Source organism: Rhodococcus sp. A14 (assembly GCF_011603105.1).
Classification (GTDB): domain Bacteria; phylum Actinomycetota; class Actinomycetes; order Mycobacteriales; family Mycobacteriaceae; genus Rhodococcus_F; species Rhodococcus_F opacus.
This window is the reverse complement of record NZ_JAAOQS010000004.1, coordinates 160,043-183,912: the sequence shown is the minus strand read 5'-3', so window position 1 is coordinate 183,912 and position 23,870 is coordinate 160,043. Positions and strand designations below refer to the sequence as shown.

Annotated in this window: 24 protein-coding genes; 5 read left to right on the top strand and 19 right to left on the bottom strand. The window is 66.9% G+C overall.

Annotated features, from left to right (window positions below):
- Window positions 1-4 precede the first annotated feature (4 nt).
- From G9373_RS04240 to G9373_RS04210, 7 genes are read right to left on the bottom strand one after another with little or no spacing between them, the layout of a single operon-like run.
- Window positions 5-964 (bottom strand): PDR/VanB family oxidoreductase, encoded by a 960-nt coding sequence (locus G9373_RS04240; RefSeq protein ID WP_005255963.1) that lies wholly within the window; start codon window positions 962-964, stop codon window positions 5-7.
- A 45-nt stretch (window positions 965-1,009) separates the two neighbouring features.
- Window positions 1,010-1,750, bottom strand: coding sequence for an SDR family NAD(P)-dependent oxidoreductase (locus tag G9373_RS04235; protein WP_005255964.1), 741 nt, complete (start codon window positions 1,748-1,750; stop codon window positions 1,010-1,012).
- A 41-nt stretch (window positions 1,751-1,791) separates the two neighbouring features.
- A complete protein-coding gene (locus G9373_RS04230; protein ID WP_005255965.1) occupies window positions 1,792-2,295 on the bottom strand; it encodes an aromatic-ring-hydroxylating dioxygenase subunit beta in 504 nt (167 codons plus the stop codon).
- The gene (locus G9373_RS04225) at window positions 2,285-3,574 is read right to left on the bottom strand and encodes an aromatic ring-hydroxylating dioxygenase subunit alpha (RefSeq protein WP_167114012.1); all 1,290 of its coding nucleotides are present in this window, start codon (window positions 3,572-3,574) and stop codon (window positions 2,285-2,287) included. Before G9373_RS04225 ends, G9373_RS04230 begins: the two co-directional genes overlap by 11 nt.
- Window positions 3,574-4,074: a nuclear transport factor 2 family protein gene (locus G9373_RS04220; protein ID WP_005255967.1), complete on the bottom strand. Its 501-nt coding sequence runs from the start codon at window positions 4,072-4,074 to the stop codon at window positions 3,574-3,576. Before G9373_RS04220 ends, G9373_RS04225 begins: the two co-directional genes overlap by 1 nt.
- Before the next feature lie 5 nt (window positions 4,075-4,079).
- Window positions 4,080-4,457, bottom strand: coding sequence for a hypothetical protein (locus tag G9373_RS04215; RefSeq protein WP_005255968.1), 378 nt, complete (start codon window positions 4,455-4,457; stop codon window positions 4,080-4,082).
- 29 nt (window positions 4,458-4,486) lie between these two features.
- On the bottom strand, window positions 4,487-5,647 hold the full coding sequence (locus tag G9373_RS04210) for an acyl-CoA dehydrogenase family protein (protein WP_005255969.1): 1,161 nt from the start codon (window positions 5,645-5,647) through the stop codon (window positions 4,487-4,489).
- A gap of 198 nt (window positions 5,648-5,845) precedes the next feature.
- Here G9373_RS04210 and G9373_RS04205 point away from each other — a divergent pair, with 198 nt between their 5' ends.
- Both G9373_RS04205 and G9373_RS04200 read left to right on the top strand, forming a co-directional pair.
- Entirely contained in the window at window positions 5,846-7,351 is a 1,506-nt protein-coding gene (locus tag G9373_RS04205; protein ID WP_005255970.1) for a PAS domain-containing sensor histidine kinase, read from the top strand.
- 98 nt (window positions 7,352-7,449) lie between these two features.
- Complete coding sequence (locus G9373_RS04200; RefSeq protein ID WP_005250812.1) at window positions 7,450-7,719, top strand: hypothetical protein; 270 nt, start codon at window positions 7,450-7,452, stop codon at window positions 7,717-7,719.
- A 79-nt stretch (window positions 7,720-7,798) separates the two neighbouring features.
- On the opposite strand, the gene G9373_RS04195 is transcribed toward G9373_RS04200, so the two are convergent.
- From G9373_RS04195 to styD, 7 genes are all read right to left on the bottom strand, one after another.
- A complete protein-coding gene (locus G9373_RS04195; protein ID WP_167114009.1) occupies window positions 7,799-9,508 on the bottom strand; it encodes an amidohydrolase in 1,710 nt (569 codons plus the stop codon).
- A gap of 34 nt (window positions 9,509-9,542) precedes the next feature.
- Window positions 9,543-10,064, bottom strand: a complete 522-nt coding sequence (locus G9373_RS04190; RefSeq protein WP_054245632.1) for a DUF5134 domain-containing protein — start codon at window positions 10,062-10,064, stop codon at window positions 9,543-9,545.
- An 8-nt stretch (window positions 10,065-10,072) separates the two neighbouring features.
- Window positions 10,073-11,512 carry an APC family permease gene (locus tag G9373_RS04185; protein ID WP_065492334.1) on the bottom strand — a complete coding sequence of 480 codons (1,440 nt, stop codon included), beginning with the start codon at window positions 11,510-11,512 and terminating at the stop codon, window positions 10,073-10,075.
- On the bottom strand, window positions 11,505-13,463 hold the full coding sequence (locus G9373_RS04180) for a primary-amine oxidase (RefSeq protein ID WP_120660317.1): 1,959 nt from the start codon (window positions 13,461-13,463) through the stop codon (window positions 11,505-11,507). The genes G9373_RS04185 and G9373_RS04180 overlap by 8 nt, the downstream gene beginning before the upstream one ends.
- 172 nt (window positions 13,464-13,635) lie before the next feature.
- Window positions 13,636-14,205: a TetR/AcrR family transcriptional regulator gene (locus G9373_RS04175; RefSeq protein ID WP_167114035.1), complete on the bottom strand. Its 570-nt coding sequence runs from the start codon at window positions 14,203-14,205 to the stop codon at window positions 13,636-13,638.
- A gap of 204 nt (window positions 14,206-14,409) precedes the next feature.
- Entirely contained in the window at window positions 14,410-15,525 is a 1,116-nt protein-coding gene (locus G9373_RS04170; RefSeq protein ID WP_167114007.1) for an NDMA-dependent alcohol dehydrogenase, read from the bottom strand.
- 39 nt (window positions 15,526-15,564) lie between these two features.
- Window positions 15,565-17,052 carry a phenylacetaldehyde dehydrogenase StyD gene (gene styD, locus G9373_RS04165; protein ID WP_167114003.1) on the bottom strand — a complete coding sequence of 496 codons (1,488 nt, stop codon included), beginning with the start codon at window positions 17,050-17,052 and terminating at the stop codon, window positions 15,565-15,567.
- A 170-nt stretch (window positions 17,053-17,222) separates the two neighbouring features.
- Here styD and G9373_RS04160 point away from each other — a divergent pair, with 170 nt between their 5' ends.
- Both G9373_RS04160 and G9373_RS04155 read left to right on the top strand, forming a co-directional pair.
- Window positions 17,223-17,888: an XRE family transcriptional regulator gene (locus G9373_RS04160; protein WP_005255983.1), complete on the top strand. Its 666-nt coding sequence runs from the start codon at window positions 17,223-17,225 to the stop codon at window positions 17,886-17,888.
- Window positions 17,889-17,945: 57 nt separating this feature from the next.
- On the top strand, window positions 17,946-18,557 hold the full coding sequence (locus G9373_RS04155) for a transcriptional regulator (RefSeq protein WP_167114000.1): 612 nt from the start codon (window positions 17,946-17,948) through the stop codon (window positions 18,555-18,557).
- 73 nt (window positions 18,558-18,630) lie between these two features.
- Here the strand turns inward: G9373_RS04155 and G9373_RS04150 are convergent, their stop codons facing one another.
- Window positions 18,631-19,983 carry an ammonium transporter gene (locus G9373_RS04150; protein ID WP_054245630.1) on the bottom strand — a complete coding sequence of 451 codons (1,353 nt, stop codon included), beginning with the start codon at window positions 19,981-19,983 and terminating at the stop codon, window positions 18,631-18,633.
- Between the two features lie 201 nt (window positions 19,984-20,184).
- On the opposite strand from G9373_RS04150, the gene G9373_RS04145 reads away from it, so the two are divergent.
- Window positions 20,185-20,736, top strand: coding sequence for a HutD family protein (locus tag G9373_RS04145; RefSeq protein WP_167113997.1), 552 nt, complete (start codon window positions 20,185-20,187; stop codon window positions 20,734-20,736).
- 45 nt (window positions 20,737-20,781) lie between these two features.
- Here G9373_RS04145 and G9373_RS04140 read toward each other — a convergent pair whose 3' ends face one another.
- From G9373_RS04140 to G9373_RS04125, 4 genes are read right to left on the bottom strand one after another with little or no spacing between them, the layout of a single operon-like run.
- Window positions 20,782-21,357 (bottom strand): TetR family transcriptional regulator, encoded by a 576-nt coding sequence (locus tag G9373_RS04140; RefSeq protein WP_167114032.1) that lies wholly within the window; start codon window positions 21,355-21,357, stop codon window positions 20,782-20,784.
- Window positions 21,354-22,352, bottom strand: a complete 999-nt coding sequence (locus G9373_RS04135; protein WP_167113994.1) for a DUF3445 domain-containing protein — start codon at window positions 22,350-22,352, stop codon at window positions 21,354-21,356. Before G9373_RS04135 ends, G9373_RS04140 begins: the two co-directional genes overlap by 4 nt.
- Window positions 22,349-23,326, bottom strand: a complete 978-nt coding sequence (locus G9373_RS04130; protein WP_167113992.1) for a PDR/VanB family oxidoreductase — start codon at window positions 23,324-23,326, stop codon at window positions 22,349-22,351. The genes G9373_RS04135 and G9373_RS04130 overlap by 4 nt, the downstream gene beginning before the upstream one ends.
- Window positions 23,323-23,868, bottom strand: a complete 546-nt coding sequence (locus G9373_RS04125; RefSeq protein WP_167113989.1) for a dimethylamine monooxygenase subunit DmmA family protein — start codon at window positions 23,866-23,868, stop codon at window positions 23,323-23,325. Before G9373_RS04125 ends, G9373_RS04130 begins: the two co-directional genes overlap by 4 nt.
- Window positions 23,869-23,870 lie beyond the last annotated feature (2 nt).

The window sequence follows — 23,870 nt, the reverse complement described above, 5'->3', positions numbered from 1 at the left end:
CTTTTCAGGGAAGTTCGACGAGTAGTCGCCCGGATTTCGCGCGCGACACACACGCGGCAATTCTGTCTCCCGCCTTTCTCTCACTCTTGGTGAGGCAATTGTCGCGGTGGTCGGGCTCGCCCTCCAGCACTTCCAGGACGCACGTGCCGCAGATACCTTCCCGGCACGACGTGTCGATCTCGATGTCGTTCTCTTCGAGTACGTCGGCGATGGACTTCCCGGCAGGCACTTCGAACACCTCGCCCGTGTCGAGTTCCAACTCGAACGCCGTGTCCGATCCGGTCGCGGTAGGCGTCGCCGCCTCGAAGTGTTCGAAGTGGACCGCGTCCTCCCCGACAGCGGGTTCCGCCAACCCTCGCACCCGATCCATGAAACCTTCGGGGCCACAGGTGTAGACGTGCGTGGCGGCGGACGCGTCCGCCAGGATCTTCTCGAGGGCGGAGAGCTGGTCGTCCCTCGTCAGGCCGAAGTGCAGGTGCACGTCCCGGCGGAGATCCGCGCTCTCCAGCAGTTCGACGAACGCGGCCTGCGCCCTCGTCCGCGCGAAGTAGTGCAGGTCGAACTGTTGTCCCTGCCGGTGCAACGCGAACGCCAGACTCAGCATCGGGGTCAGCCCGATCCCCGCCGCCACGAGGATGTGCCGATCGGCGCCCTCGGCGAGCGTGAGCAGTGTGCGCGGCCGGCTGATCTGCAACTCGCTGCCGATCGTCACACGATCGTGCAGTGCGGCCGAGCCGCCGCGGGGTCCGGTCTCGCGTTTGACGGCGACCACATAGGATTCGGACTCGTGCGGCGGACTGCACAGCGAGTACTGGGTGAGGACCTCGGTGGGGCCGAGGATGTCGATGTGGGCGCCGGCAGGGTACGGGTCGAACGGTGAACCGTCCGTCCGAACAAGCCGGAACGATTTGATGTCCGGCGTTTCCTCGACAATGTCCGCAACAGTGACAGTGAACATGCTCATGGTGATTTTTCCTCCGGTGCTGCGACCCGTCGCCCTGGAGCGGGGTCAGCGCATGTACAGGCCGCCGTTGACGTCCCAGCAGGCTCCCGTGACCGACGCGGCCGTCGGCGATGCGAGCAGGGCGACGGTCTCGGCTATGAAGTCGGGCGAGCCCAGGGTGCCCACCGGAATCGTGGTGAGGATGGCGGCCAGCTTGTCCGCGGGCACCGTCTCACGCACCACCGGTAGATCCAGAGGACCAGGGGAGACGGCGTTCACCGTGACACCCGACGGGGCGAGTTCGCGTGCGAAGACCTTGGTCAGTGTGCCGACGCCGCCCTTGGCCGCGGCGTAGTGCGCGCCGGTCGCCGTGCCACCGTTCTGTCCCGCCAGCGACGCGATGTTGACGATTCTGCCGTATCGCTTCTCGGCGAAATAGCTTCCGAACACCTGGCAGCCGAGAAAGGCGCCGTTGAGGTTGATCTCGACGATGTCGGAGAATTCCTCCGGTGCGATGTCCATCAGCGTGCCCGTCTGCGACCGGCCGGCGTTGTTGACGAGGACGTCGATGCCGCCCCACTCCTGGATCAGCCGGTCACGTACGGCTTCGAAACTCTTCCGCTTCCGGACGTCCAACTCCACGCCGATGGCCGTGTCGCCGTCCGGATCCAGGTCCGCCGCGGTCTCTTTCGCGGCACCGCTGTCGATGTCCGCGACCGCGACGCGGTATCCGCGGTCGTGCAATTGGTGTGCGATCGCGGCACCGAGGCCGCGTCCGCCGCCGGTGACTACTGCGACAGAATCCACGTCGAGCTCCTGTTCGATCGATGAGGTTCGGAAAATGCTGGTCAGAGCAGGTAGCCGGAGGCGTTGACCGCTGCCTGCGAGTTCACCAGCCGGATGACCTTGAGATCCAACCGCGGTCCCCTCTCGGTGTAGCGGATGCGGTGCGTGACGTCGGCGGCGAGGGTCTGCTGATCGTCGCGCTTGAAACCCACGAGGATTTGCGCGGACCTCACGGTGATCGAGTCCTCGGTTCGCTCCTCGACCGTGAACCGCGAGACGGTGCGGACCGTCCGGGCGGCGGCGAGCGCGGACATCGAGTATCCGGAGGTCAGGCGTTCGATACGCATGCGCCGCATGCGAGTGTCGTCGTTGACCATGTTCAGGGATCCGTCGAAGTCGTCGGTGTCCGGGTCGATGGGAATGATGTACCGGCCTTCGTCGGTCCAGAGGGCGTCCCACGCCTGGTAGTCCTTGGCGTCGAGGAGGGCCGCTTCGTGCCAGATGAGTTCGATCGCCTGCAGTACCCGGGTGTCGGCGAGTTGGGCGGTCATCAGATCAGTCCTCATCGGTCATCATCCTCTTCCACATTGCGTAGGCCTCGCGCATGCCGGTCTCGTCGGTGACGTGCGAGGTGCGGTGTCCGTCGCTGTCGAGCGCTTCACGATTGAGACCGCGGTTCACCATGATCGGCATTCCGGGTGCGCCGCGGGATCCGCGTTGTACCCGGTCCCAGGCCTCGGAATCGTCGGGGCTGCCGAACCCGAACGGGCCCTGGAAATGTTCGTGGATGCGGAGGCGTTCGCGGTTGACGATCTCCGGTCCGCCGTCCATGCCGAGGGCGATGTGCCGGATCTCGGTCTCGTCGACCGAGATCGGGCGTAGTACCCGGAAGAATGACATCGACATCGCGACGTTGGGGAAGATGTTGAGGTTGAACCCGGCGCCGTGCATGGAGCGGACGATGCGGCGGACCTTGTCGGCGGGCATCGTCTTCGACAGTTCTTCGACGATGTGGTCGAAACGGGCCTGAATCTTCTCGGTGCCGTCGTCGTGGTCCAGGTCGACGTGCTCCGGGACCATGATGGCGACGCTGTGGCCGTTTCCGAGAGCGTGGGTCACGGCGTTGTCGTCGGTCATGAAGGAGAGCATGTCGGCGGTCTCGGCGTCGACGGAGGACATCCAGGATCGGTGCACGATCGGGAAGTGGTATCCGTCGGTGGTGTTCTCCAACTGGATCTTCCAGTTTCCGCGGAAGCGGAAGCAATGTTCGCCCTGCGTCTTGACGGGGTATCCGGCGCCCTGCTTCATGAACAGGTCGATCCATACCTTCGCGTCGCCGAGGAAGTCGTCGAGGGGTTCGACGTCGGGGTTGAAGCTGGCGAAGATCATCCCGGCGTAGGACTCCACCCGCAGGCTCTGCAGGGGCAGGTCCTTCTTGTCGAGGTCCTCGTCGTAACCATCGGGGTACGGGATTCCGCGCAGTCGCCCGTCGAGGGCGTACGACCAGCTGTGATAGGGGCAGGTGAACCCGTTCGCCTTGCCCTTGGGGACCTCGCAGACGCTGGCCCCGCGGTGGCGGCACCGGTTCAGCAGGACATTGAAGTTCCCCTTGCGGTCGCGGTTGACGATCACCGGTTGCCGGCCGATGGTCGCCATCTTGTAGCTTCCGGCCTCGGGGATCTCGCTCTCGTGGGCAACCCAAACCCAGGTGCGGTAGAAGATCCTTTCGAGTTCCGCCTCGAACATGTCGGGGTCGGTGTACAGCGATCCGTCCACGCGGTCGTCCGTGGCGAGGGCCGCAAAGTTGGTGTCTGTAGTGGTGGTGGGATCCAGGGAAGTGGTCATCACGTTCTCTTTCCATTCGATTCGAGCAGTCGTGTCGCCTCGTCGAGCCGAGTGACGAACAGCTTCTCGGTCGTGAAGTGCTTGATTCGGGCGATACCGCCCCGCACTTCACACTCGGCGGTGATGCGTGCGACGAGCAGTTCGGCCGATTCGTCCTCGTATCGCGACAGCTGCTGCATGATCCACCGCCCCCGCGCCGCGGGGCCGTCCACGTCGATCTGCTCACTCCCGAGCAGGTGCACATTTCCCCGAAAATGGGAGTTCGGTGGAAGGTACGCGGTGAGCATTCCGACGATCTCCGGCCGGCCCCGACGTGTGCCGAACTTGCGCGCGTACTCGGCGCCGATCCCTTCCCACACCGCGTCGGGCGTGAACAGCGAGGCGAGTTCCTCGACCGAAAACTCCACGGAGGGAACATCGCACAGTTCCATGTAGCGGCACATCACGCGGTGAACGGCCTCGCGGCTCTCGATGCGCTCGGTCGCGGTCGCAGAGTGCATTTTCCTCACACGCCGAGGTCGACGTCTTCGCGGACGGTGAGCGCACGGCCGATGCGGGCTTCGATCTTCGCGTATCGCCACAGCGTGTACTCGCCGACCGGGGTGGTGCGGAAGAGGTTGCAGACGGCCTTGACGGTCTCCTGGGTGTCGACGTCGGCGAGGATGTAGCAGGTCCAGGGCCAGCCGTCCGACGGTCCGACCAGGTGGCTGTCGTCGTCGATGTCGCCGATCACCCGGACGCCCGGTGTCTCGGCCACCGCGTCCATCATCCCGGAGAACGCCTTCCACACCAGCCCGCCCTGGCCGGTCGGGAGGTCGAAGAAGTTCTGATTGATGCCGATGCAGAACAGGACTCGCAGCGGTGCGGTCTTGGTGTCACTCACGATTGGTCTCCTCGATTGAAACGGGGTGGTCAGATGAAGCCGGGGAACGGCGGGATGTCCATGAGCACCGCACCGGCGCTGTCGTAGATGCCGTCGCCGAGGAAGGCATGCTGCGGCGGGACCAGGGCCTCGCGCATGTAGCGCTGCATCGCGTTGCCGTCGTAGATCGCCCCGGTGCCCGACAACTGAAATGCGGTGTGCACGGCGGAGGCGCCCGCCTTGGCCACGTGCGTCGAGGACAGGCGAAGAAGCGCCGCAAGCTTGTCCGGGACGGGCTTACCGGCCACCACCGTGGCGTACGCCTCGTCGGTGACCTCGTAGAAGAAGGCACGGGCGGACCTCAGCGTCGCCTCGGCCTTGGCCAGGTCGATGCGGTAGTAGGCGCGATCGGCGAGCTTGGGTGCTCCGGTGATTCCCGTGCGTCCCGCACCGACCTTGATCGCGTAGTCGAGCGCGGCGCGGCCCACTCCGAGATTGACGACGGCCAGGACCTGGGCGGCGTACGCGATGGAGGGGTAGCGGTAGAGGGGTTCGTCGACGGTCGGGGTTCCGCCCCGGATGAATGTCCAATCCTCGGGGACGACGACGCCGTCGACCTTCAGTTCGTGGCTTCCGGTACCCGACAGGCCGACCACGTCCCAGTTCTCGACGATCTCGACGTCCTTCGGCCACAGCAGGGCGGTGCGGGGTTTTCCGGCTGTGGAGTCGCCGCCGCGGATTCCGACACCGAGAATGTCGGCACCCTTGCATCCGCTGGCGAACTTCCACTGCCCGGTGATCTTCAGACCACCCGGCACCTGTTCGGCGGGTTGGACCGGGAACAGTCCGCCGGCGAAGACGAGGTCCGGGCTGTCCTTGTACAACTCCGCCTGTGTCGCGAGCGGCAGTGCCGCCAGGTAGACGAGGGCCGAGCCGAAGCTGGCAACCCAGCCCGCCGACGCGTCCACCGCGGAGATGCGTTCGATCATCCGCAGAAACTCGCTCGGGGGCAGCGCGTCGCCGCCGAATCGGCGGGGGGTCGCCGCGCGGTAGATGCCGATCTGCTTGAACTCGTCGATCATGTCGCGAGGCACGAACTTCTGGCGAGCGAACTCTTCCCGCCGCATTGCGACGTGCTCGAGGACGTCCTCGAAGGACAGCGTCCCGTTCGCGGAGGCGTCCGTCGTGTCGAGGGTCGGTGCGTTGGTCATCAAATACTCCGATCGACGCGAAGTAGAAGGGGTGATGCGTTTTTCGTGTCGAATTCACGCTATTGCGGTGGCGGGCATCACTCAATCGGTGCTTCCTCCCGCGGACGTGCAGAGATGTCGCCTCGGAGTAAAGGATTTCCCTATCGTGTCCGCGGTCCGTCCGCTCAGTAGACTCGAGGTGAGCCGAAGGAGGCCGCATTGTCCGATCTCGCGCCGTCCGACTACGAACGACTCGTCGAGTCCCTTCGCTACTGCGTCCTGGTCCATGATGCGGCCACCAAGGACATCCTCTGGGCGAACCGGGCTGCGTCCGAACTGCTCGAGTTCACGGTTGAGGAACTCAAACCGCTCAAGGCGCCCGACATGAGTTCCCCGGCGAAGCGGTACCGCCGGTCGGTGGGACGGCGGTGGCTGCAGGAGGCTGTCGACAACGGGGCGGCGGTCATCGAATGGACGTATCGCGCGAAGAGCGGGCGAGAAATCCTGACGGAGGCGATCGCGATCCGGGTCGAGTTGAGCGCCCGGACCGTGGTGATGGTGCAGTTCCGCGACATCGAGCAGGAAACGTCGATGCGTCGCGACCTCACCCGCACCGAGGCCGACCTCACCCGCACCGAGGCCCGCCTGGCCGCGTTCCTGCGGAACATGGCCGAAGGAATCCTCGTCCTGGACGACGACAGCCGTATCACGTACGCGAGTGAGGCGGCGTCGCAGCTGCTGAAGGTTCCGGTGGCATCGCTTGTCGGCGAACGCTTCACGGAGTTCTGCCGGGCGGGGCAGTCACGGGAGAGCGTGCGGCGCGCCCTGCAACTGACGACCGCAGACGGGGGCTCCCAGAGCCTGCGCTACGAGGTGGAACTGTCAGCCGAGGAGCGCCGGTGGCATGCGGGGAGCTGCCAGCACATCGGTATCGAGAACGATCTGAGCGGCCACCTGCTGCTCTTCCACGACGTCACCGAACACGTCCGCACCGAGCAGGAGCACGAACGGGACTCGCAGTACCTCAATTACCTGGCCCGCTACAACGCGATGGGCGACATGGCGATGGCCATCGCTCACGAGTTGGCCCAGCCGCTCGCGGCCGCCACCAATTTCATCGCCGGAACGCAGAGCCGCCTCGACGACGGCCGGACCGGTCACGACGAGGTGAGCTGGGGCCTGGGGGAGGCGCGCAAGCAGATCGACCGGGCCAATCAGATCGTCCGGAGTCTGCGTGAATACGTGACGCAACTCGAGGAGTCACAGCAGATCGTCGATCTCAACGACATCGTCGACGAATGCGCGTATTTCATCGACATCCGGGCGCGGCAGAAGGGAGTTCACGTCGAGTACCTCCGTGCGCACGACACGGTTGCCGTCGTGTGCGAACGTGTGCTCACCGGGCAGGTCATCCTGAACCTCTGTTTCAACGCGATCGACGAGATGGCGGAATGGCCGGCAGCCGACCGCATCGTGACGGTACGCACCGACGTCACCGAGACGGAGGGCGTCGTGAGCGTCGAGGACCACGGCAAGGGGCTCTCGCACATCCCGGACGGCCGAATCTTCGACGGCGCGTTCACCTCGAAGTCCACGGGTCACGGAATCGGGCTCGCACTGAGCCACCGCATCATCACCCGCCAGGGTGGGACACTCACCGCACGCGAGAACGATCCGCACGGGGCCGTCTTCACGTTCACGTTGCCCGCCGATCCGAACCACTGAGCGGCCGACCCCCACACGGGTAAAGGTTTCTTGGATTCCGTTGGGCGCGGTCCGGTTCTAGCGTGGTGGGAAACACCACCGCGGCCCGGAGGTACCCCGTGGACTATTCGCATCATCACCGGACATTCCTGACCTGTTACGCCGACACCCACCGCTACGGGTGGCACCACGTCGACCTCTTTGTGCACGACGAGGACGGCAACGAAGTGAACTGGGTCCACTGGCAGACCCGGGAGGACGGACCGGACGGCGCCGACGCGGCTACCGCGCGCGTCGAGCCGAACCTGAGACGGACCACCGACTGGCAACGCGGAATCAGCGCCGACGGAAGCGAGTACTGGATCGCCGAGGCGGCATGGGCTCAGTGAATCGGCAGATCGGGTAGACGCCGCACAGCCGGTTCGCCGACCGAGGCGAACCGGCTGTTCCGACGTATCGGTACCGGGCTTACGCGACGCTTTCGGCGACGCGCTGGAACACGACCTCTCCACCCAGCACGGTGGAGACGATCTGCATTGCCGGGATGTCGTGTGGGTCGATGGTCTCGAGGTCGCCGTCGAGGATGCACAGGTCGGCCACCTTGCCGACCTCGAGGGACCCCTTCCAGTCCTCGGCGAAGTCCTGCCAGGCTGCGTTGATCGTGTACGTGCGGACGGCGTCGGCGAGCCCGATGCACTGGTCGGGCCCGCTCACCGCGCCGCTGGCCTTGCTCTCGCGCAGGATCATCGTCGAGATGCCCCGGCGCCAATCGGGCGGTGTGACCGGTGCATCGGAACTGCTCATCAGGTGCACCCCGGATTCGACGGCGCTGCGATACGGCCATTCGTAGGCGGCTCGTTCGGTCCCGACCACCCCGACCTCCAGGTCGGCGATCGTCCACTTGATCGTCGGGTTCATGTTGACGCCGATGCCGTTGTCGGCCAGGCGCTTCAGGGTGGATTCGCTGATGAAGTCGCCGTGGATCAGGTAGTGCCGGGCATCCTCACGGGGGTGCGCATTCTGCGCGGCGATGATTGCGTCGGCGACGGTGTCGATGGCACGGTCACCGGTGACGTGCACACCGATCTGGTAGCCGGACTCGTGGCCGATGCGGACCATCTCGGTCACCTCGTACACCTGACGCTCGTCGGTGTCGCCGCCGACGCAGAGTGAGCCGCAGCCGCCGCCGACGTACTCCTCGTGCATCCACGCGGTCTTGCTCGGCGGGATCCCGTCGGCGAACACCTTCACCCCGAGCACCCGGAACATCCGCGGATCCACCGATTCCGGGACCTCGCTGTCCGCCAGGTTCTGTCCGAAATCCTCGGCCGACCCGGACATTCCGGTGGGCAGGAGGAGAAGGTTGACGCGGGCGCCCAGTTCGCCGCGGCGGGCGAGGTCGGCATACACCGCGAGGCCCTCGGCGCCCATCGCGCCACCGGCGAGGGCCTCGCCGCCGGGGCCGATCGCGGGATCGGTGAAACTGGTGATGCCCTCGCTCTGCAGGATCGAGATCGCCGAGCGGAGTGCCTCCTCCCGGCGCTCCCGGGTGAGGGCCGGGAGAACACGCTGCACCAGCGCCTGCGCACCCTCCATGACGATGCCGGTCAGCAGGCCGTCCTCACCGACGGGCATGAGGCTGCCCGGCGGCAACGGGGTGGTCTCGTCCACCCCGGCGAGCGTGAGCGCCGCGCTGTTCACCCACGACGTGTGGCGCGAGAAGTCCTGCAGGAACACGGGATTGTTCGGGGACACCTCGTCGAGGTCCCAGCGGGTCGGCGTCCGACCGGCCTCGGCGAGACACTCGTCGAGATACCCGTCGTCCCAGCCGGTTCCGATGATCCACTCGCCGTCCTCGGCCGCGGCGGCGGCCTCCCGCACGAGTTCACGGACGTCCGCGATCGACCGGACGGCCGGGAACGACACGTCCAGCGACAGCGGCGGAGTGTCGAGCCCGTAGGCGATGGCGTGCAGGTGCGAGTCGTTGATTCCCGGGAGGATCGTCTTCCCGCCGAGGTCCGTGACCACGGTGTCCGGCCCGATCAGGGTTTCGATCTCCGCATCGCTGCCCACCGCGTGGACGAGTCCGTCGCGCACCGCGAGGGCGGTGGCGATCGTGAAGTTCGCGTCGACGGTGAAGACCTTGCCGTGGGTGTAGACGGCATCGGCGTAACTCATCGGTTCCTCCAGGTTGCTGTCGGTGGGATGGATGTCAGACGGCCATGGGGGCCATGCCCAGGATCATCAGTGCGGATCCCGTCGCGGCGGTCGTGACGCCGGACCCGTGTTCGGGGCGCGGGGTGGAGCGAAAGAGATGCAGTGTCAACAGTGCCCAGCACACGAGCACAGCGAGAGGCAGCCAGCCCGTCGAGATCCCTGCGCCACCGTGGTGGTGGCCCGAGGGTGCCGGCGCCGACGCCGTCGAGGCGGGAGCGGACGTCGGGGCCAGGAGCAGTAGCACCCCCATGGCGGTGAGGTCCACCGCGCAGGGAACGGCTGTCCGGCGGTGCATGGTCTCACCGGTGACGAAGACGGCGAGGGCGATGAGGACGGCACCCTCGAGCAGGTGAATTCCCGCCGGCACGCCGGGGATCATCATCGCGACCATGGACACCGCCATCGCACCGTGCGCGATCCGCACCCGGCAGTCCGTTCCGTGCGCCCGCCACATCGGCACGACGGCCCCGACCGCTCCGACGAGCATCGCCGCGTGCACGGCAGGGATCTCGAACATCGTCGAACTCAGATCGTGGGGGTGAGTTCGCGACGCTGCCCGACGTCCGCCCGGCTCTGCCGGGTGACCCGGGCGACGACCAGTCCGGCGACGAAGAACAGAGCGATCACTGCCAGCAGGATGTCCGCGAGCAGTTCCGACCCGCCGATCAGCGTGGTGAAGTTGTCGAGCACCAACCCGGTGACGGCCACCAGACCCACGCATCCGAGCACCGGAGCGATGCGCGTGTGCCAGAGCCGGGTATCCAGCCGGGTGCGGGCGAAGAAGGCGATGATCGCGACGCTGGTGAGCACCATCAGCACCAGGATGCTCACGGTGGCCAGACCTGCCATCCAGGTGAACAGTTCCAGCACCGGGTCCGCGCCGACGAGGGCGAACACCCCCACGACCACCGTCGCGGAGATCGTCTGGGCGACCGAGCCGATATGCGGGGATCCGTGCTTGGTGTGGGTGCGGGACAGTGCGCGCGGAGCGGCGCCCTTGCGGGCCAGGGCGAACACGTACCGGGAGATGGCGTTGTGGAAGGCGAGGAGTGCGGCGAACAGGCTCGTGACGAGCATGATCGCCATGACGTCGGCCGCGGGTCCGCCCAGGAAGTGCGCGGCGGCGGCGAACGTCAGCCCGGCAGGGTCGGCGGCGGCTGCGGCGGAGACGTTGTCGCTGCCGAACGCGAGCACCACGGCCCAGCTCGCCAGCGCGTACACCAGTCCGATGGCGATCACGGCGGCGTACGTCGCGATCGGAATCGTGCGCCGGGGGTTGCGGGCCTCCTCGCCGTAGATCGCGGTCGCCTCGAAGCCGATGAACGACGCGATCGCGAACATCAATGCGACACCGGGGGATCCGCTGAAGAACGACGTCGGGGTGAACGACGCGAAGTCGATACCCGCGGCCCCGCCCCGCACCAGCACGCCGAACGACAGCGCCAGGATGATGCCGATCTCGAGCACGAGGAGCACCCCGAGGACCTTGGCGCCGAGGTCGATGCTGCGGTATCCGAGCACGGCCACGAGTGCGATGAGCACGAGCGCCCACATCCACCACGGCAGGTCGGGTCCGCCGTACTGGACCACGAGGCCCCGAATCGTCGCGGCGGCCAGACCGTACACGGCGGCCTGGATGGCGGTGTAGGTCAGAAGTGCGAGCCCGGCGGCCCCGAGCCCGCAGGATTCGCCCAGCCCCTTGGCGACGTAGGCGTAGAAGGCGCCGGTGTCGACCATGTGGCTGCTCATGGCCGCGTATCCGACGCTGAAGACGAGCAGGACCAGTGCGGCGATGAGATAGGCGGTCGGGGCGCCCGCGCCGTTGCCGATCGCGATCATGACGGGCAGAGCGCCGCCGATCGCGGTCAGCGGTGCGGCCGCGGCGATGACGAGGAAGACGATCCCGACGACGCCGATGGATCCGCGTAACGTGCCGGCTCCCGAACCCGTGGTGGTGTCAGACATCTGTTCCCCCGTCCGCGTGGCAGCTGCCGCCTCCGGTCGCGCAGTGCTTCGACGTCGTGCGGGGAACGTCGAGAGCGGGGTTGCGGTCGAAGAAGCCGTTGGGCTTCAACGTGAATCCGGTGTAGTCGACGGGCATGATCGGCCAGTCCTCCGGTCGCGGGAAGTGCGTGAGGCCGAACGTGTGCCAGACGACGACGTCTTCGTTCTCCAGATCCCGATCGCCGGCCACGAAGCTGGGCAGTCCGGCGCCACCCGCGTGCTGGTTCACGAAATCCCCTGCCGCGTAACGCTCCTTCTCGTCGAACTGGGTGACCCACAGGTGCTTGGTGGCGAACGTCGCCCGCGCCGCGATCGAGGAGTCGTCGTCGGCCAGCAGGATCGGCTGACCCTCCGGGTGGAGTGCGTACGCCACCGGCTTGCCCAGACGGTTCAGCTTGTTCGGGTTGCTGATGTGCCACACGCGTCCGACGCTGTTGTCCGCGAGGCGCTGCGCCTCGGATTCCTTCGTCAGCGGCGTGCGCTCGAGGGTGAACGCGTTTCCGTGCAGGTTCCCGGGGCCCATCTTCACCCGCTTGGTCTGCACCTCCTCGACGGAGTTGCGGTCGCCGTCGATCATCATGTCGAGGCGGGCGCTGAACAAGTGCTGGTGGTACGGGGCGCCGAGGCCGGGGGCGATCTCCGAGGCATACGGGTAGTCGCCGCCCGGATGACCCGACGTGAAGACGATGCCGGTGGCCTTGACCTCGAATTCGATGGTGCCGTCGAGGTACAGGTACCAGAAGAAGCCGTAGTCGTAGTTGCCGATGGTGGTGAAGAAGGAGATGACGAGACGGCGCTGGCGGCGGGTCTCGGCGGAGCCGGCCCACAGGTCGGTGTGCTTCCACAGCACGCCGAAGTCCTCCTCGTGCATGCACACGGCGTTCTTCAGCGTCTTGGGGGTGCCGAACTCGTCGGCGATGACGGCGTCGAAGTAGGTGATGTCGCCGACGCAGTCGCAGCCGAGTTCGAGGGCGTTCGCGTAGCGGCCCACCATGTACTCGCCGGTGTCGAAGTAGTTCTGCCACGACCGGACCGGCGAGGGATCGCCGTAGGGCACCACCATCTCGGCGATGGACGCGCGGTGGATGATCGGGCGGACCCGGTCGCCGTCGGCGAATCCGAGCTGATGGAGGACGAGACCCTCGCGGGCGTCGAAACCGACACGGAACGACCACTTCTCCCAGTCGACGCGGTTGCCGTCGACGACGAAGCTGGGGCCCTCGGGCTGGGTGATCTCGATGGGCTTCTGGGTGGTGCGCAGGGGGCCGGTGACGGCGAGGTCGTCGAAGTTGCCCGATTCCTCGGGGACCGGGACGGCGCCGAGGTCGAGAACGTCGGTGACGGTCCGGTTCATGACGTCGACGAATCCGACGAGCCCGTCGATCGGGTGGGCCCAGGCATGGTCCTTCGGGTGGTCCTGGCGGAACGCGAGCCCCCGGAGGATCCGCGTGCCCGTCTCGCCGGGGTAGTCGAAGACACCCGCGGAGAGGGGAGCGACCCGGACGTCGGCGACGTCGAGTCCGCGGGCGGCGAGCGCGGCGAGCCAGCGTTCGTCGGCGGCCAGCACCTGTTCGACGAGTTCGAACTCCTCGTCCAGGACGGGCATCTGACCGTCGCGGACGGCGTCGAGGGTTACCGAGCTGATCACCGACCGCTGGGTCACGGACACCACGACGTCCACCGCGTTCGGCGACGAGATGTCGTGCAGCAGAACGCGGAATCGGCGATCGGTCTCCGGGGCCTCCGCCGTGTACAGCGTCGACTTGTCCGGTTCCTCGAGGCCGACGTAGACGAATCTCGTCTGCTCGGTCAGCGCGTCGGCGGCCTCGAGGATCTCGCGGAGGGAGGCGATTTCTTCGACGGTCGGCAGCGACAGCGGGTGGTCGATACGCGCAGGGGAAAGGGTGGGCATGTCGCGATCCTTTGGTTCTACGGGTGTTGAATAAAAAGCTTAGTGACGTACGTTACAGCCGAGGTGCCCTCGTGTAAACAGTGAGTTTCGCGCCCGAACATACTGACCGTTCGGTCAATAATGCCGAGCTAACAGATTCCGGGGCAACGTTTTTGGTCGAGCCGCGGCCGGCTCAGAGCGCGGCGACGAACTGCTCGAGCATCTCCAGCTGACGTGCCGCCGACGTTTCGCCCGGCGTGAGGACACCCAGAATCTGCATGCCCATCATCATGTTCAGGAGTTGCTCGACCACGATGCTGACGTCGATGTCGCCAACAGTGCCCTCCTCGCGCGCCTGATCCAGGAAGACGGCCATCTGCTCGCGCCAATTGTCCATCGTCCGGCGGTTGGTCGCGGCCATCTGCTCGTCGTACATGGCCCGGGGCCACAGCGAGGCGGCGATCCGCGCCTCGAGGAGTTGCTCCTCGTTGATCGGCATCACTTCGCGGCACAGGATGCGCAGCGCGTCGAGCCCGGTCGCGTCGCCGAGCGCCTCCTCGATCCGGCGGTCGGTGGCCTCGGAGATGTGCTCGTACGACGTCCGGAGGATCTCGTCCTTGCCGGCGAAGTAGTGACTCAGGGCGCCGTTGGTGTAGCCGGCCTCGGTGGCGATGTCGCGCATGTTGGCGGCGTCGATACCGCGGGCGGCGATCAGCCGCCAGGCGGCGGCGGTGATGCTTCGCCGACGTTCGTCGTGATCCACGAGCTTAGGCACGATACGTACCTACCCCACCAGCGATCATGCGACCACGGTATCAATGAGCTCCGCCGAGATTGAGAACGACCACTCCCGAGACGACGAGACCGGCGGCGATCGCGGCAATCAGGAACACGTACGGCATGGGACAGGGAGCCATGACGGGAGCGGAGAGGCGTGCAGCGCCCCACCGCTCCCGACTGTGCCGATCTACGAGTACATGATGACGCCGCGGACGTTCTCGGCCTTCCGCATCTCCTCGTAGCCGTCGTTGATCTGATCGAGTGTGTATGTCCTCGTGATCATCTCGTCGAGCTTCAGCTGACCCTCCATGTACAGGCGCAGCAGATGAGGGATGTCGAACCGGATGTTCGCGTTGCCGAACCACGCGCCTTTGAGGGTCTTGCGCATCGCCGTCAGATCGAACAGGTTCAGGTCGACGTCGTTCTGCGTGACGTCGCCGACCGACACGTGGACGCAGGTGCCGCCCTTGGCCACCAGGCCCATCGCCGGGGCGATGATGCGGCCACTCGCATTCGCGACGGTGATGAGCACCTTGTCGGCGAGCTGGCCCCACGTCAGATCCTGGAGGAGCGGCAGCGCCTCGTCGATGCTCGCCGCGGTGTGGGTCGCGCCGAAGATCTTGGCCTGCTCCCGCTTGAATTCCGACGGGTCGACGACCACGACGTGCCGCGCCCCGGCGAGCGCTGCGCCCTGGACCGCCCCGCACCCGACGCCGCCCATGCCGATCACGACGACGGTCTCACCGGCCTGGACGCCGGCCGCGTACACCGACGACCCCCAGCCGGTGGTGACGCCGCAGCCGACCAGCGCTGCCTTGTCGAGGGGAATGTCCTTCGTGATCTTGACGCACGACGCCTCGTTGACCACCGTATACGGCGAGAACGTCCCGATCAGGCACTGGATGGCGGCGTCCTTGCCGCGAACGTGATGCCGCGCCGTGCCGTCCGAGATCTGCCAGCCCTCGAGCAGGTGGGCTCCCAGGTCGCAGATGCTGGACTGGCCGGTCGCGCACTGCCGGCACCGGCCGCACGCGGGGATGAATCCGAGAGCGACGTGATCGCCCTTCTCGACGCTGGTGACACCGGGCCCGACCTCGAGCACGACTCCGGCGCCCTCGTGGCCACCGATGAACGGGTAGTACCCGAGCGGCAGGCTGCCGTCCCGGACATGCTCGTCCGAGTGGCACATCCCCGACGCCGCCAACTGCAGAAGCACTTCTCCGTGCTTCGGCGGGTCGAGTTCCAGTTCTTCGATCTGCCACGGCTGACCGGGTTCCCACAGCACTGCTGCCTGGGTCTTCATAAGTCCTGCTCCTGTCCGACGACGTCGATGCGGTGGGGGTCAGAGGATGATCGTGACGACCTTCTCCTCGGTGTTGGCTTCGATTCCGGCCCAGCCGAGTTCGCGGCCGGTGCCGCTGGTCTTCATGCCGCCCCAGGGCAGGGCGGGGTCGATGGGTGCCCAGCCGTTGACCGCGACCGCTCCGGCGCGGACCTTGCCGGCGAGGGTGTGGGCGTGGGACACGTCGCGCGTCCAGATGGAGGCGGCGAGCCCGTAATCGGTGGCGTTGGCGATCGCGATCGCCTCGGCGGTGGTGTCGAACGCGATGACGGTGCCGACGGGGCCGAAGATCTCCTCCCGCGCGATCTTCATGTCGTTGTTCGCGTCCGCGAAGATGGTCGGCTGGACGAAGAACCCGTCCCCGTCCGGGCGGCCACCGCCGGCGGCGACCCGTGCGCCTTCGCTGCGTCCGGCCTCGATGTAGCCGAGGACGGTGTCACGCTGCTTCGCGTTCACCAGGGCGCCCATCGTGGTGGCCGGATCGAACGGGTCGCCGAGGACCTGCGCGGCAGCGGCGGCGGCGAGACCGTCGACCACCTGCGAGTACAGCGAGCGGTGCACCAGGATGCGGGTGCCCGCGGCGCAGACCTCGCCCTGGTTGAAGAACAGTCCCATCGCGGTGCCGTTGATGGCGGCCTCGAGGTCGGCGTCGGGGAGGATGATCTGCGGGGACTTGCCGCCGAGTTCGAGGGTGGTGCGCTTGAACGTGTCGGCGGCGCGCTTGGCGATGATCCGGCCGACGCGGGGGCTGCCGGTGAAGCTGATCTTGTCGACGCCGGGGTGGCCGGCGAGCGCGTCACCCGCGACCTCGCCGAGCCCGGGCACGATGTTGACGGTGCCTGCGGGGAGTCCGGCCTCCTCCAGCAGCGTCGCGAGGTGCAGGATCGACAGCGGTGCGTCCTCCGGTGGCTTGACCACCAGGGTGTTCCCGGCAGCGAGTGCGGGGGCGATCTTCCATGCCGAGATCATCAGCGGGGTGTTCCACGGGACGATCGCGCCGATCACGCCGACCGGTTCGCGGACGGTGTACGAGTGGGTGGGCTGGCCGAAGTAGCCGGCGGTCGGGATGGACTGGCCGGTGATCTTGTCGGCCCAGCCGGCGAAGTGACGGAACGTGCCCGCGGCCATCGGGATGTCGAGCATGGTGGGCTGGCCGACGGGCTTGCCGACGTCGAGGGCCTCGAGCCGGGCCAGGATCTCGCCGTCGCGTTCGATGAGATCGGCGACCTTGTTCAGGATTCGTCCGCGGGCGGCGCCGGGCAGTGAACCCCATTCACCGTTCAGCTGCGTGCGGGCGGCCCGGACCGCGTCGTCGATGTCCTGGGCGGTGCCGGACGCGATCTGGGCGAGGGGGCGACCGGTGGCCGGGTTCAGATCCGTGAACGTCCCGCCGTCCGACGCCGCGCGCCACTGCCCGCCGATGAACAACTCGGTCGCGGTTCCATCAGGAAGTCCTGTGGCACTGACGTTCTCGTGTACTGCGGTCATAGCGTCAACTCTCCCGGTGGTGTTGTGATGGCTGTCACAAGCATGCGGGCGCGGGCGCGGCGTCGTCTTGCACGCATGCGCATGGTTGTTGCTCGTATGCGCACCGATTCACCGTCCGGCGTAGTGAGTCGCGGTTTCCTGACAGTAAACGGCGCTGCTACGATGCGGACGTGACCACTCGACCCGAGACCGAGGTCCACCGCGACACGGGAGACCCAGCGCCCGTCGAGCGTGAGGTGCCGTCCGATACGCCGACCGGGCCCGATCTCGAGAAGGTGATCGCCAGGCAGGTGCGGTCGCTTCGTAAAGCCAGTGGACTCTCCGTGGGGGACATGGCGGCCAAAGTCGGAATCTCGAAGGCCATGCTGTCGAAGATCGAGAACTCGCAGACCTCGTGCAGTCTGTCGACGCTGGCGCGTCTGGCGGCCGGACTCGACGTGCCCGTGACCTCCCTGTTCCGGGGTGCCGACACCGCACGCGACGCCGTGTACGTCGAGGCGGGCCACGGTGCGGTCATCGTCGGGCGAGGCACCCGGGTGGGGCACCACTACGAACTTCTCGGCGCACTGCGCGGGCAGCACAAGCGACTCGAGCCGGTTCTGGTCACGCTCACCGACTCCAGCGAGACGTTTCCGCTGTTCCAGCACGCCGGCACCGAGCTGCTCTACATGCTCGAAGGTGTCATGGTCTACGGGCACGGTGAAGCCGAGTACACGCTGCGGCCGGGGGATTCGCTGCTGCTCGACGGTGAAGGTCTGCACGGGCCCAACGATCTCGTGCGGTTGCCCATCCGGTTCCTCGCCGTCACGGCGTACCCGGACCATCACGAGGACTGACGGCAGAATCGGGATTTCGACCTTCCTTCGCCCCCGCGCCGGCGCGTAGAGTGGCGGATGGTTCGAAAGGTTGTGGTTACCGTGATATCGACAGTTCAGATAGCGTCCGAAGAGAAGGCCGCGCTGCCCTTCGACCGCCTCGAGCCGGTTCACCTGGCCACCGCGGGCACGATCGGTCTCTACTATTTCGACTACGGGACCGATGCGCGGATGAACCCGAACGATCCCGGCGATTTCTACGTCGTTCAGATCCCGCTGTCGGGTACGGCCCGAATCACCTCTGGCGCAGAGGAGTTCGATTCGACGATATCGGTCGCGTCGATTCTGCAGCCGGGCCGCCCGGCAACCATGCAGTGGCACGAAGGGCAGACTCAGCTGATCATCCGACTCGCGCGCCAAAGCCTCGAGGAGCACTTGCAGGAGATTCTCGGCAGCCCACTCGTCGAACCACTGCGATTCGAGCCGCAGATGGAACTCGGAAGACCCGCGATCCGTGGGTGGCGTGAGGCGGTCGAACTACTGGAGCACGAAGTGACGAATCATGCCTCGATTACTGCCGATTCGGCTGCCATGCAGGAATTCGACCTGATCGTGCTGAGTCAGTTCCTTTCGGCCCAGCCGAACAACTACAGCGCGAGGCTTCGGGGTCTGGCTCAGAGCCTGACCTAGCTGGGACACAGGCAGTGGCCCTGCCCCCGCAGCATTCCGCGGGGCTGGGCCACTGTCTGTGTCGGACGCTGGATCAGGCCTTCGCGGGGTCCGCCGCCCTGGTCGTGATCGCTTCTGCACCGAGCACCGCGTCGGTGCCGTGCTTCGAGGCGCCGGTCAGGCCGACGGCATCGAGCACGTAGGCCGTCTCGCCGTGGACGGAGACGTCGAGACCGTCGTATTCGCTTTCCTGGTCGGCGCGGATGCCCATGAATTTCTTCAGTGCGAGGACGATCACCAGCGTGACCGCGAAGGAGTACGCGAGAACGGCTGCCACGGCGACACATTGGCGCCACAGCACGTCGACGCCACCACCGTAGAAGAGTCCCGTCGCGCCGCTGGGAGCGGCCGGATCCGCGAGGAAACCGATCAGAACGGTACCGAGGATGCCGCCGACCAGGTGCACGCCGACGACGTCGAGTGCGTCGTCGTAGCCGAGCCGGTACTTCCAGGAGACCGCGAAGCAGCAAACCGCGCCGGCCGCGCCTCCCACGACCAGCGCGCCGAGGGGTGAGACGGCGCCACAGGCCGGCGTGATGGCGACCAGCGCCGCGATCAGACCCGACGCGGCGCCCAGCGACGTGGCGTGGCCTTCGCGCAGTTTCTCGACGACGAGCCAGGCGCAGATGCCGGCGCACGACGCGGCGACGGTGTTGAGGATGACGACGGACGCACTGTTTCCGGCGGAGAGAGCCGAGCCACCGTTGAACCCGAACCAACCGAAGAACAGGATTCCTGCGCCGAGCATGGTCAGGGGAAGGCTGTGCGGGCGCGGCGAGACGGGGAACGTCTTGCGGGCCCCGAGGACCAGGACGACCGCGAGAGCGGCAACGCCGGCATTGATGTGCACGGCCGTGCCGCCGGCGAAGTCGACGGCGCCGAGGGTGTTTGCGATCCATCCACCGATCACCGATCCGTCCTCGGAGTCGAACGCGAAGACCCAGTGTGCGATCGGGAAGTAGACGAACGTGGCCCACAGTCCGGCGAACACCATCCAGGCACCGAACTTCATCCGGTCGGCCAGCGCTCCGGAGATGAGCGCGACGGTGATGCCGGCGAACAACAGCTGGAATCCGGAGACCAGGGCGGGCGGCAGTCCGGGTTCGGCGGGGGCCTCCAGTAATGAACTGGAGCCGAAGTACTCGAGGGGGTCGCCCAGGATGCCGAGACCGCCGAGGGAGTTACCCAGCACGGCGGAGTAGCCGAACACGATCCACAGCACGCCGACGACGGCGAACGCGCCGAACGTCATCATGGCCATGTTGAGGGTGTTGCGCACGCTGACCATTCCGCCGTAGAACATTGCCAGGCCCGGCACCATGAGGCTCACTGCCGTGAAGGCTGCAAGAATCCAGGCGGTGTCGGCCGCAGCGACTGCTTCGTTCATAGTCGTCCACCTTGATCGAGGATGGCGCGACACTTGTCGTGTCCGCCTTTGGGAATCAATGTCTAGTGTCAGTGAACCAAAGCGGAGATTGCGGAAATGGTTCGCCGCGTGACAACTGCGTAACGGAATTCGGCGTGCGCCTGCGTGCCGATGTGCGAAACAAAGTATCTTGACAGTGAACTCTCTAGGTGAGGAGAAGGAGTGACCACAGTTCGCGAGGCCCGCATCATCCGGCGCTCGGATCGCCGGACCACCCCATGGGCCAACGGCGCGGGCACCACTGCGGAGATCGCCGCCGGTGCCGCGTCCCGGTGGCGCTTCAGCGTCGCGACGCTCGACGCGGGCTCGACTTTCTCGCCGTTTCCCGGGGTGGATCGGATATTCACGGTGATCGGCTACCAGCCCGTGTCACTCGACTTCGGCGGCGGCCCCACCGTGATTCCGCGCCTGAGTCCGACGGCCTTCGCCGGTGAGCGCGGCCCCGACTGCGTGGCGGAAGGGCCGACCGAGGCGTTCAACGTCATGGTCCACCGGACCACCACCGCGGCCTCCGTGAACATCGTCGACATCGGAGCGGCGCGGGACGTGACCGCCGACGGACGGCTGGCCGCTCTCGCCCTGGTCCTCGGTGGGCGGCTGACGACGGACCTCGGTCTCGTCGAGCCGGGCGACTGCCTCCTCGTCGAGCGGGGGTCGGTGCGCGTCTCCGGACCGGCGTCGGTCGTGATCGCCGAGATCCTCGACCGCACGTGAGTGGCAAAGCGTGCCGGGGCACACTTTGCCACTCACGTGCAGGGACTACCTCGCGGTCGACAGAATCCGGCGTAGCCGCTCGATTGCACGTTCCGTTGCGGGACGGTCCTTCGCGACGAGCTGGTGCATGATGAATCCCTCGATCGCCGAGTACACCAGCAGGGTCAGGTCTTCGTCGGCGGTGATGCCCAGCCGGGTCAGTGCCTGCGACGTCGCCTCGATGTACGTGGCGTACAGCAGTTTCACGTGCGGGTCGAGGCGTGGCGTGCGCCGGGACTCGAGCATCAACTCGTACTGGAAGACCTGGAGGTCGGGGTCGCGGGCGACGAGGTCGGTGAGGTGTTCGACGAAGTGGTCGAGCGACGATCCGGCGGCGATGTCGGCGAAGACGCTCGCGCTCTTGTCCAGTGCGTAACGGAGTGCGGCGTCGACGAGGGCGTCCGTCGATCCGACACTGTGCAGGACGGCCTCGTCCGAAACGCCGGCCTCACGTGCGACGGCCTGGGTCGTCAGACCGCGCAGGCCGTTGCGGGCGATCACGGAGACCGTCGCGAGAACGAGGCCGAGAGCCGGATCGGTCTGGGGTGCCGGCCTTCGCGGTCGCCCGTCGGCCAGCGTCACGGTGCGACGTTCCCATGGGTCAGCAGCCATCTCATGCCGGGTTCCCGGGTGCGGCTGATGCCCTTGTATTCGGCCATGTCCACCGGGAGGTCCTCGAGCACCCGGTACAGCCGATCGCCCCACTCCGGAACGGATGCGACGTCCCGGAACGAAAGCAGATACGTCCGGATCAGGAACATGACGGTGCCGGAGTGCGCGAGCCGGATCAGATGCTGCACTTCGGTTCTCAGGAACAGGCGGTCCCCGACCTCGTCCAGCGGACCGTCGGCGAGGGTGCGCCGGTCCTTCCCCCACCGGGGATAGGTCTCGGTCGAGGTGTCGAGTTTGCCGTCCACGGTCAACGACCAGTTGGTGCGCCGATAGCTCTGGCCGGGCTCGAGCCGCATCAGGAAGTTGTGTGCGCGGGTGATGATCTTCTCGCTGTGAATTCGCGGGACGGGGCCGTGAATTTCGAGAAAGCTCATGCCCACGTCGAATCCGAAGGACCAGTCCGCCGCGAACGTCACCAGTCCGGCGTCGCCCCACAATTCGCCCTCACGCTGGTCGAGCAGCACGACGTCTTCCTGGATCTGGCCGCAGATGTACATCAGCGGCGGCGCCGGCGACGTGTCGAGATCGCCGAACACGAAGCTGTGCTCGATCCCGAGGAGGTCGTTCTTCCAGAACCAGCTGCCCTCGCGCCGTTCGAGGGTCATGGTGCCGGGGTATTCGTCGGCGAGCATGCGCATCAGCGTGAGCATCGCGTCCCACGCGGCGGGGACCATGTGGGGCAGGCACTGGTGCCGCGACGGATCCTCGGCCAGGATGCGCTCGCGTTCGGCGAGTTCGCGGTGGTAGTCGGCGTCGATGGCGATGCGGGTCTCACCCCAGCTGCCGGTGGCGGTGTCGGTCGAGTGTCCGGCCGGTTCGACGTTGGTGCTGTAGCGGTACTGGTCGCGGGGAAAGGGGAACGGAAAGCGCGCGATGTGGTCGGCGCGCGAGTCGGTGGTTGTCACAGATCCAGCTCCAATCGGTCTCCTGCGGAACGTGATACGCACGGCATGATCGAATCTCCGGAGGCCTTCTCCTCCTCGGTGAGGAAGAGGTCGCGGTGTTCGATCTCACCGCCGCGAACCGACAGCCGGCATTCGCCGCACACACCCTGCCGGCAGAGGTTCGGAACGTTGATTCCCTTGTCCAGCAACGCTTCGAGGAGACTGGTTCCCGAGGGCACGGGCACGATCATTCCGGTGCGCCCGAGCGTGGCGGCAAAGGGCGCCCCCTCGGGCAGCGGGCCCGCCCCGAACGCCTCCGAGTGCACGCGCCCCGGAGGCCAGCCGCAGTCGCGGGCCCACTCGGCTACCGCCGCGATCATCGGCGCGGGACCGCACGTGTAGACGTGGGTACCGAGTGGCTGGTCCGCCAGCTTCGGGACGAGGCGGTCCGCGAGTTCTCCGGGCGTGGAGACCGTGATCATCCGGTCACCGCACAGCACCGCCAACTCGTCGGCGTGCGCTCCCGACTGGTCGCGGAAAGAGTAGATCACTTCGAACGAACGACCCCACTCGAGCGCGGCCCGGACGTGCGACAGGATCGGCGTGACGCCGATTCCGCCCGCGACCAGCAGGTGGTGCCGAGCATTGAGCGCGGGCGCGAACGCACTCCGCGGAAGGCTCACACGAATGCGCTGATCCGGCTGGAGGTCATGGACCCAGCGCGAACCCCCGTGGCCGTTCTCGTCGAGCCGGACCGAGATCGCGTAGTGGTCCGGCTCGATCGAGGGGCCGGTGAGCGAGTAGGAATTCTGCCGACCCTCGGCCCAGGTGACGGCGATGTGGCTGCCCGGGGTGAACGACGGCAGGGTGCGGCCTGCCGGGTCCGCGAGGACGACGTGACGGATGCCCGGGCACAGCAGCCGTGCCTCGCGCACTGTCAGGGTGAGCCCTCCGGTGATGCTCTCGCCCGCAACTGTTTCGAGGGCCGTGGTCATGGCAGTTCCTCCGAGTCGGCTCGATATCCCAGGTAGGCGCTGTGGCGTCGGGAGTAGTGGTAGTAGACGGTGAGTTCGGCGGAACAACCGGCGCACGGTGTCCGGCCGCCGATGGCGACCGGCACCGAGGGCGACGTGGTGTGGCAGTGCGCGCAGAACACGTCGCGCACCGGGGCGTCGGGGTCGATGATCGCGGCGATCTCGGCGGGCAACGCGCCCGCGGAGATCAGCCGGGCACGCACCGCCCCCACCATGCGCTCGGGGCCCGCCACGACGAACCGCCACCCGATGCGCGCCTCGGACAGCAGTTCGCCGAGCCCGCCGAACCCGCCGAACCCGGATCCGGCCCCGTCGTCCACGATCACCGTGCGAGTGGGAACGGGCGCCACGCGCTCGGACAGCTCGCGGATGACCTGCGCGCTGACCGAGCGCTCCGAGACCAGTACGTAGCGGGTGACGAGAGCGCCCGCTGCGAGGTCGTCGACGGCCGAGTAGTCGGATCGCCACCGTGGGACGCTGGTCGACCTCATCGATACCGCCATCG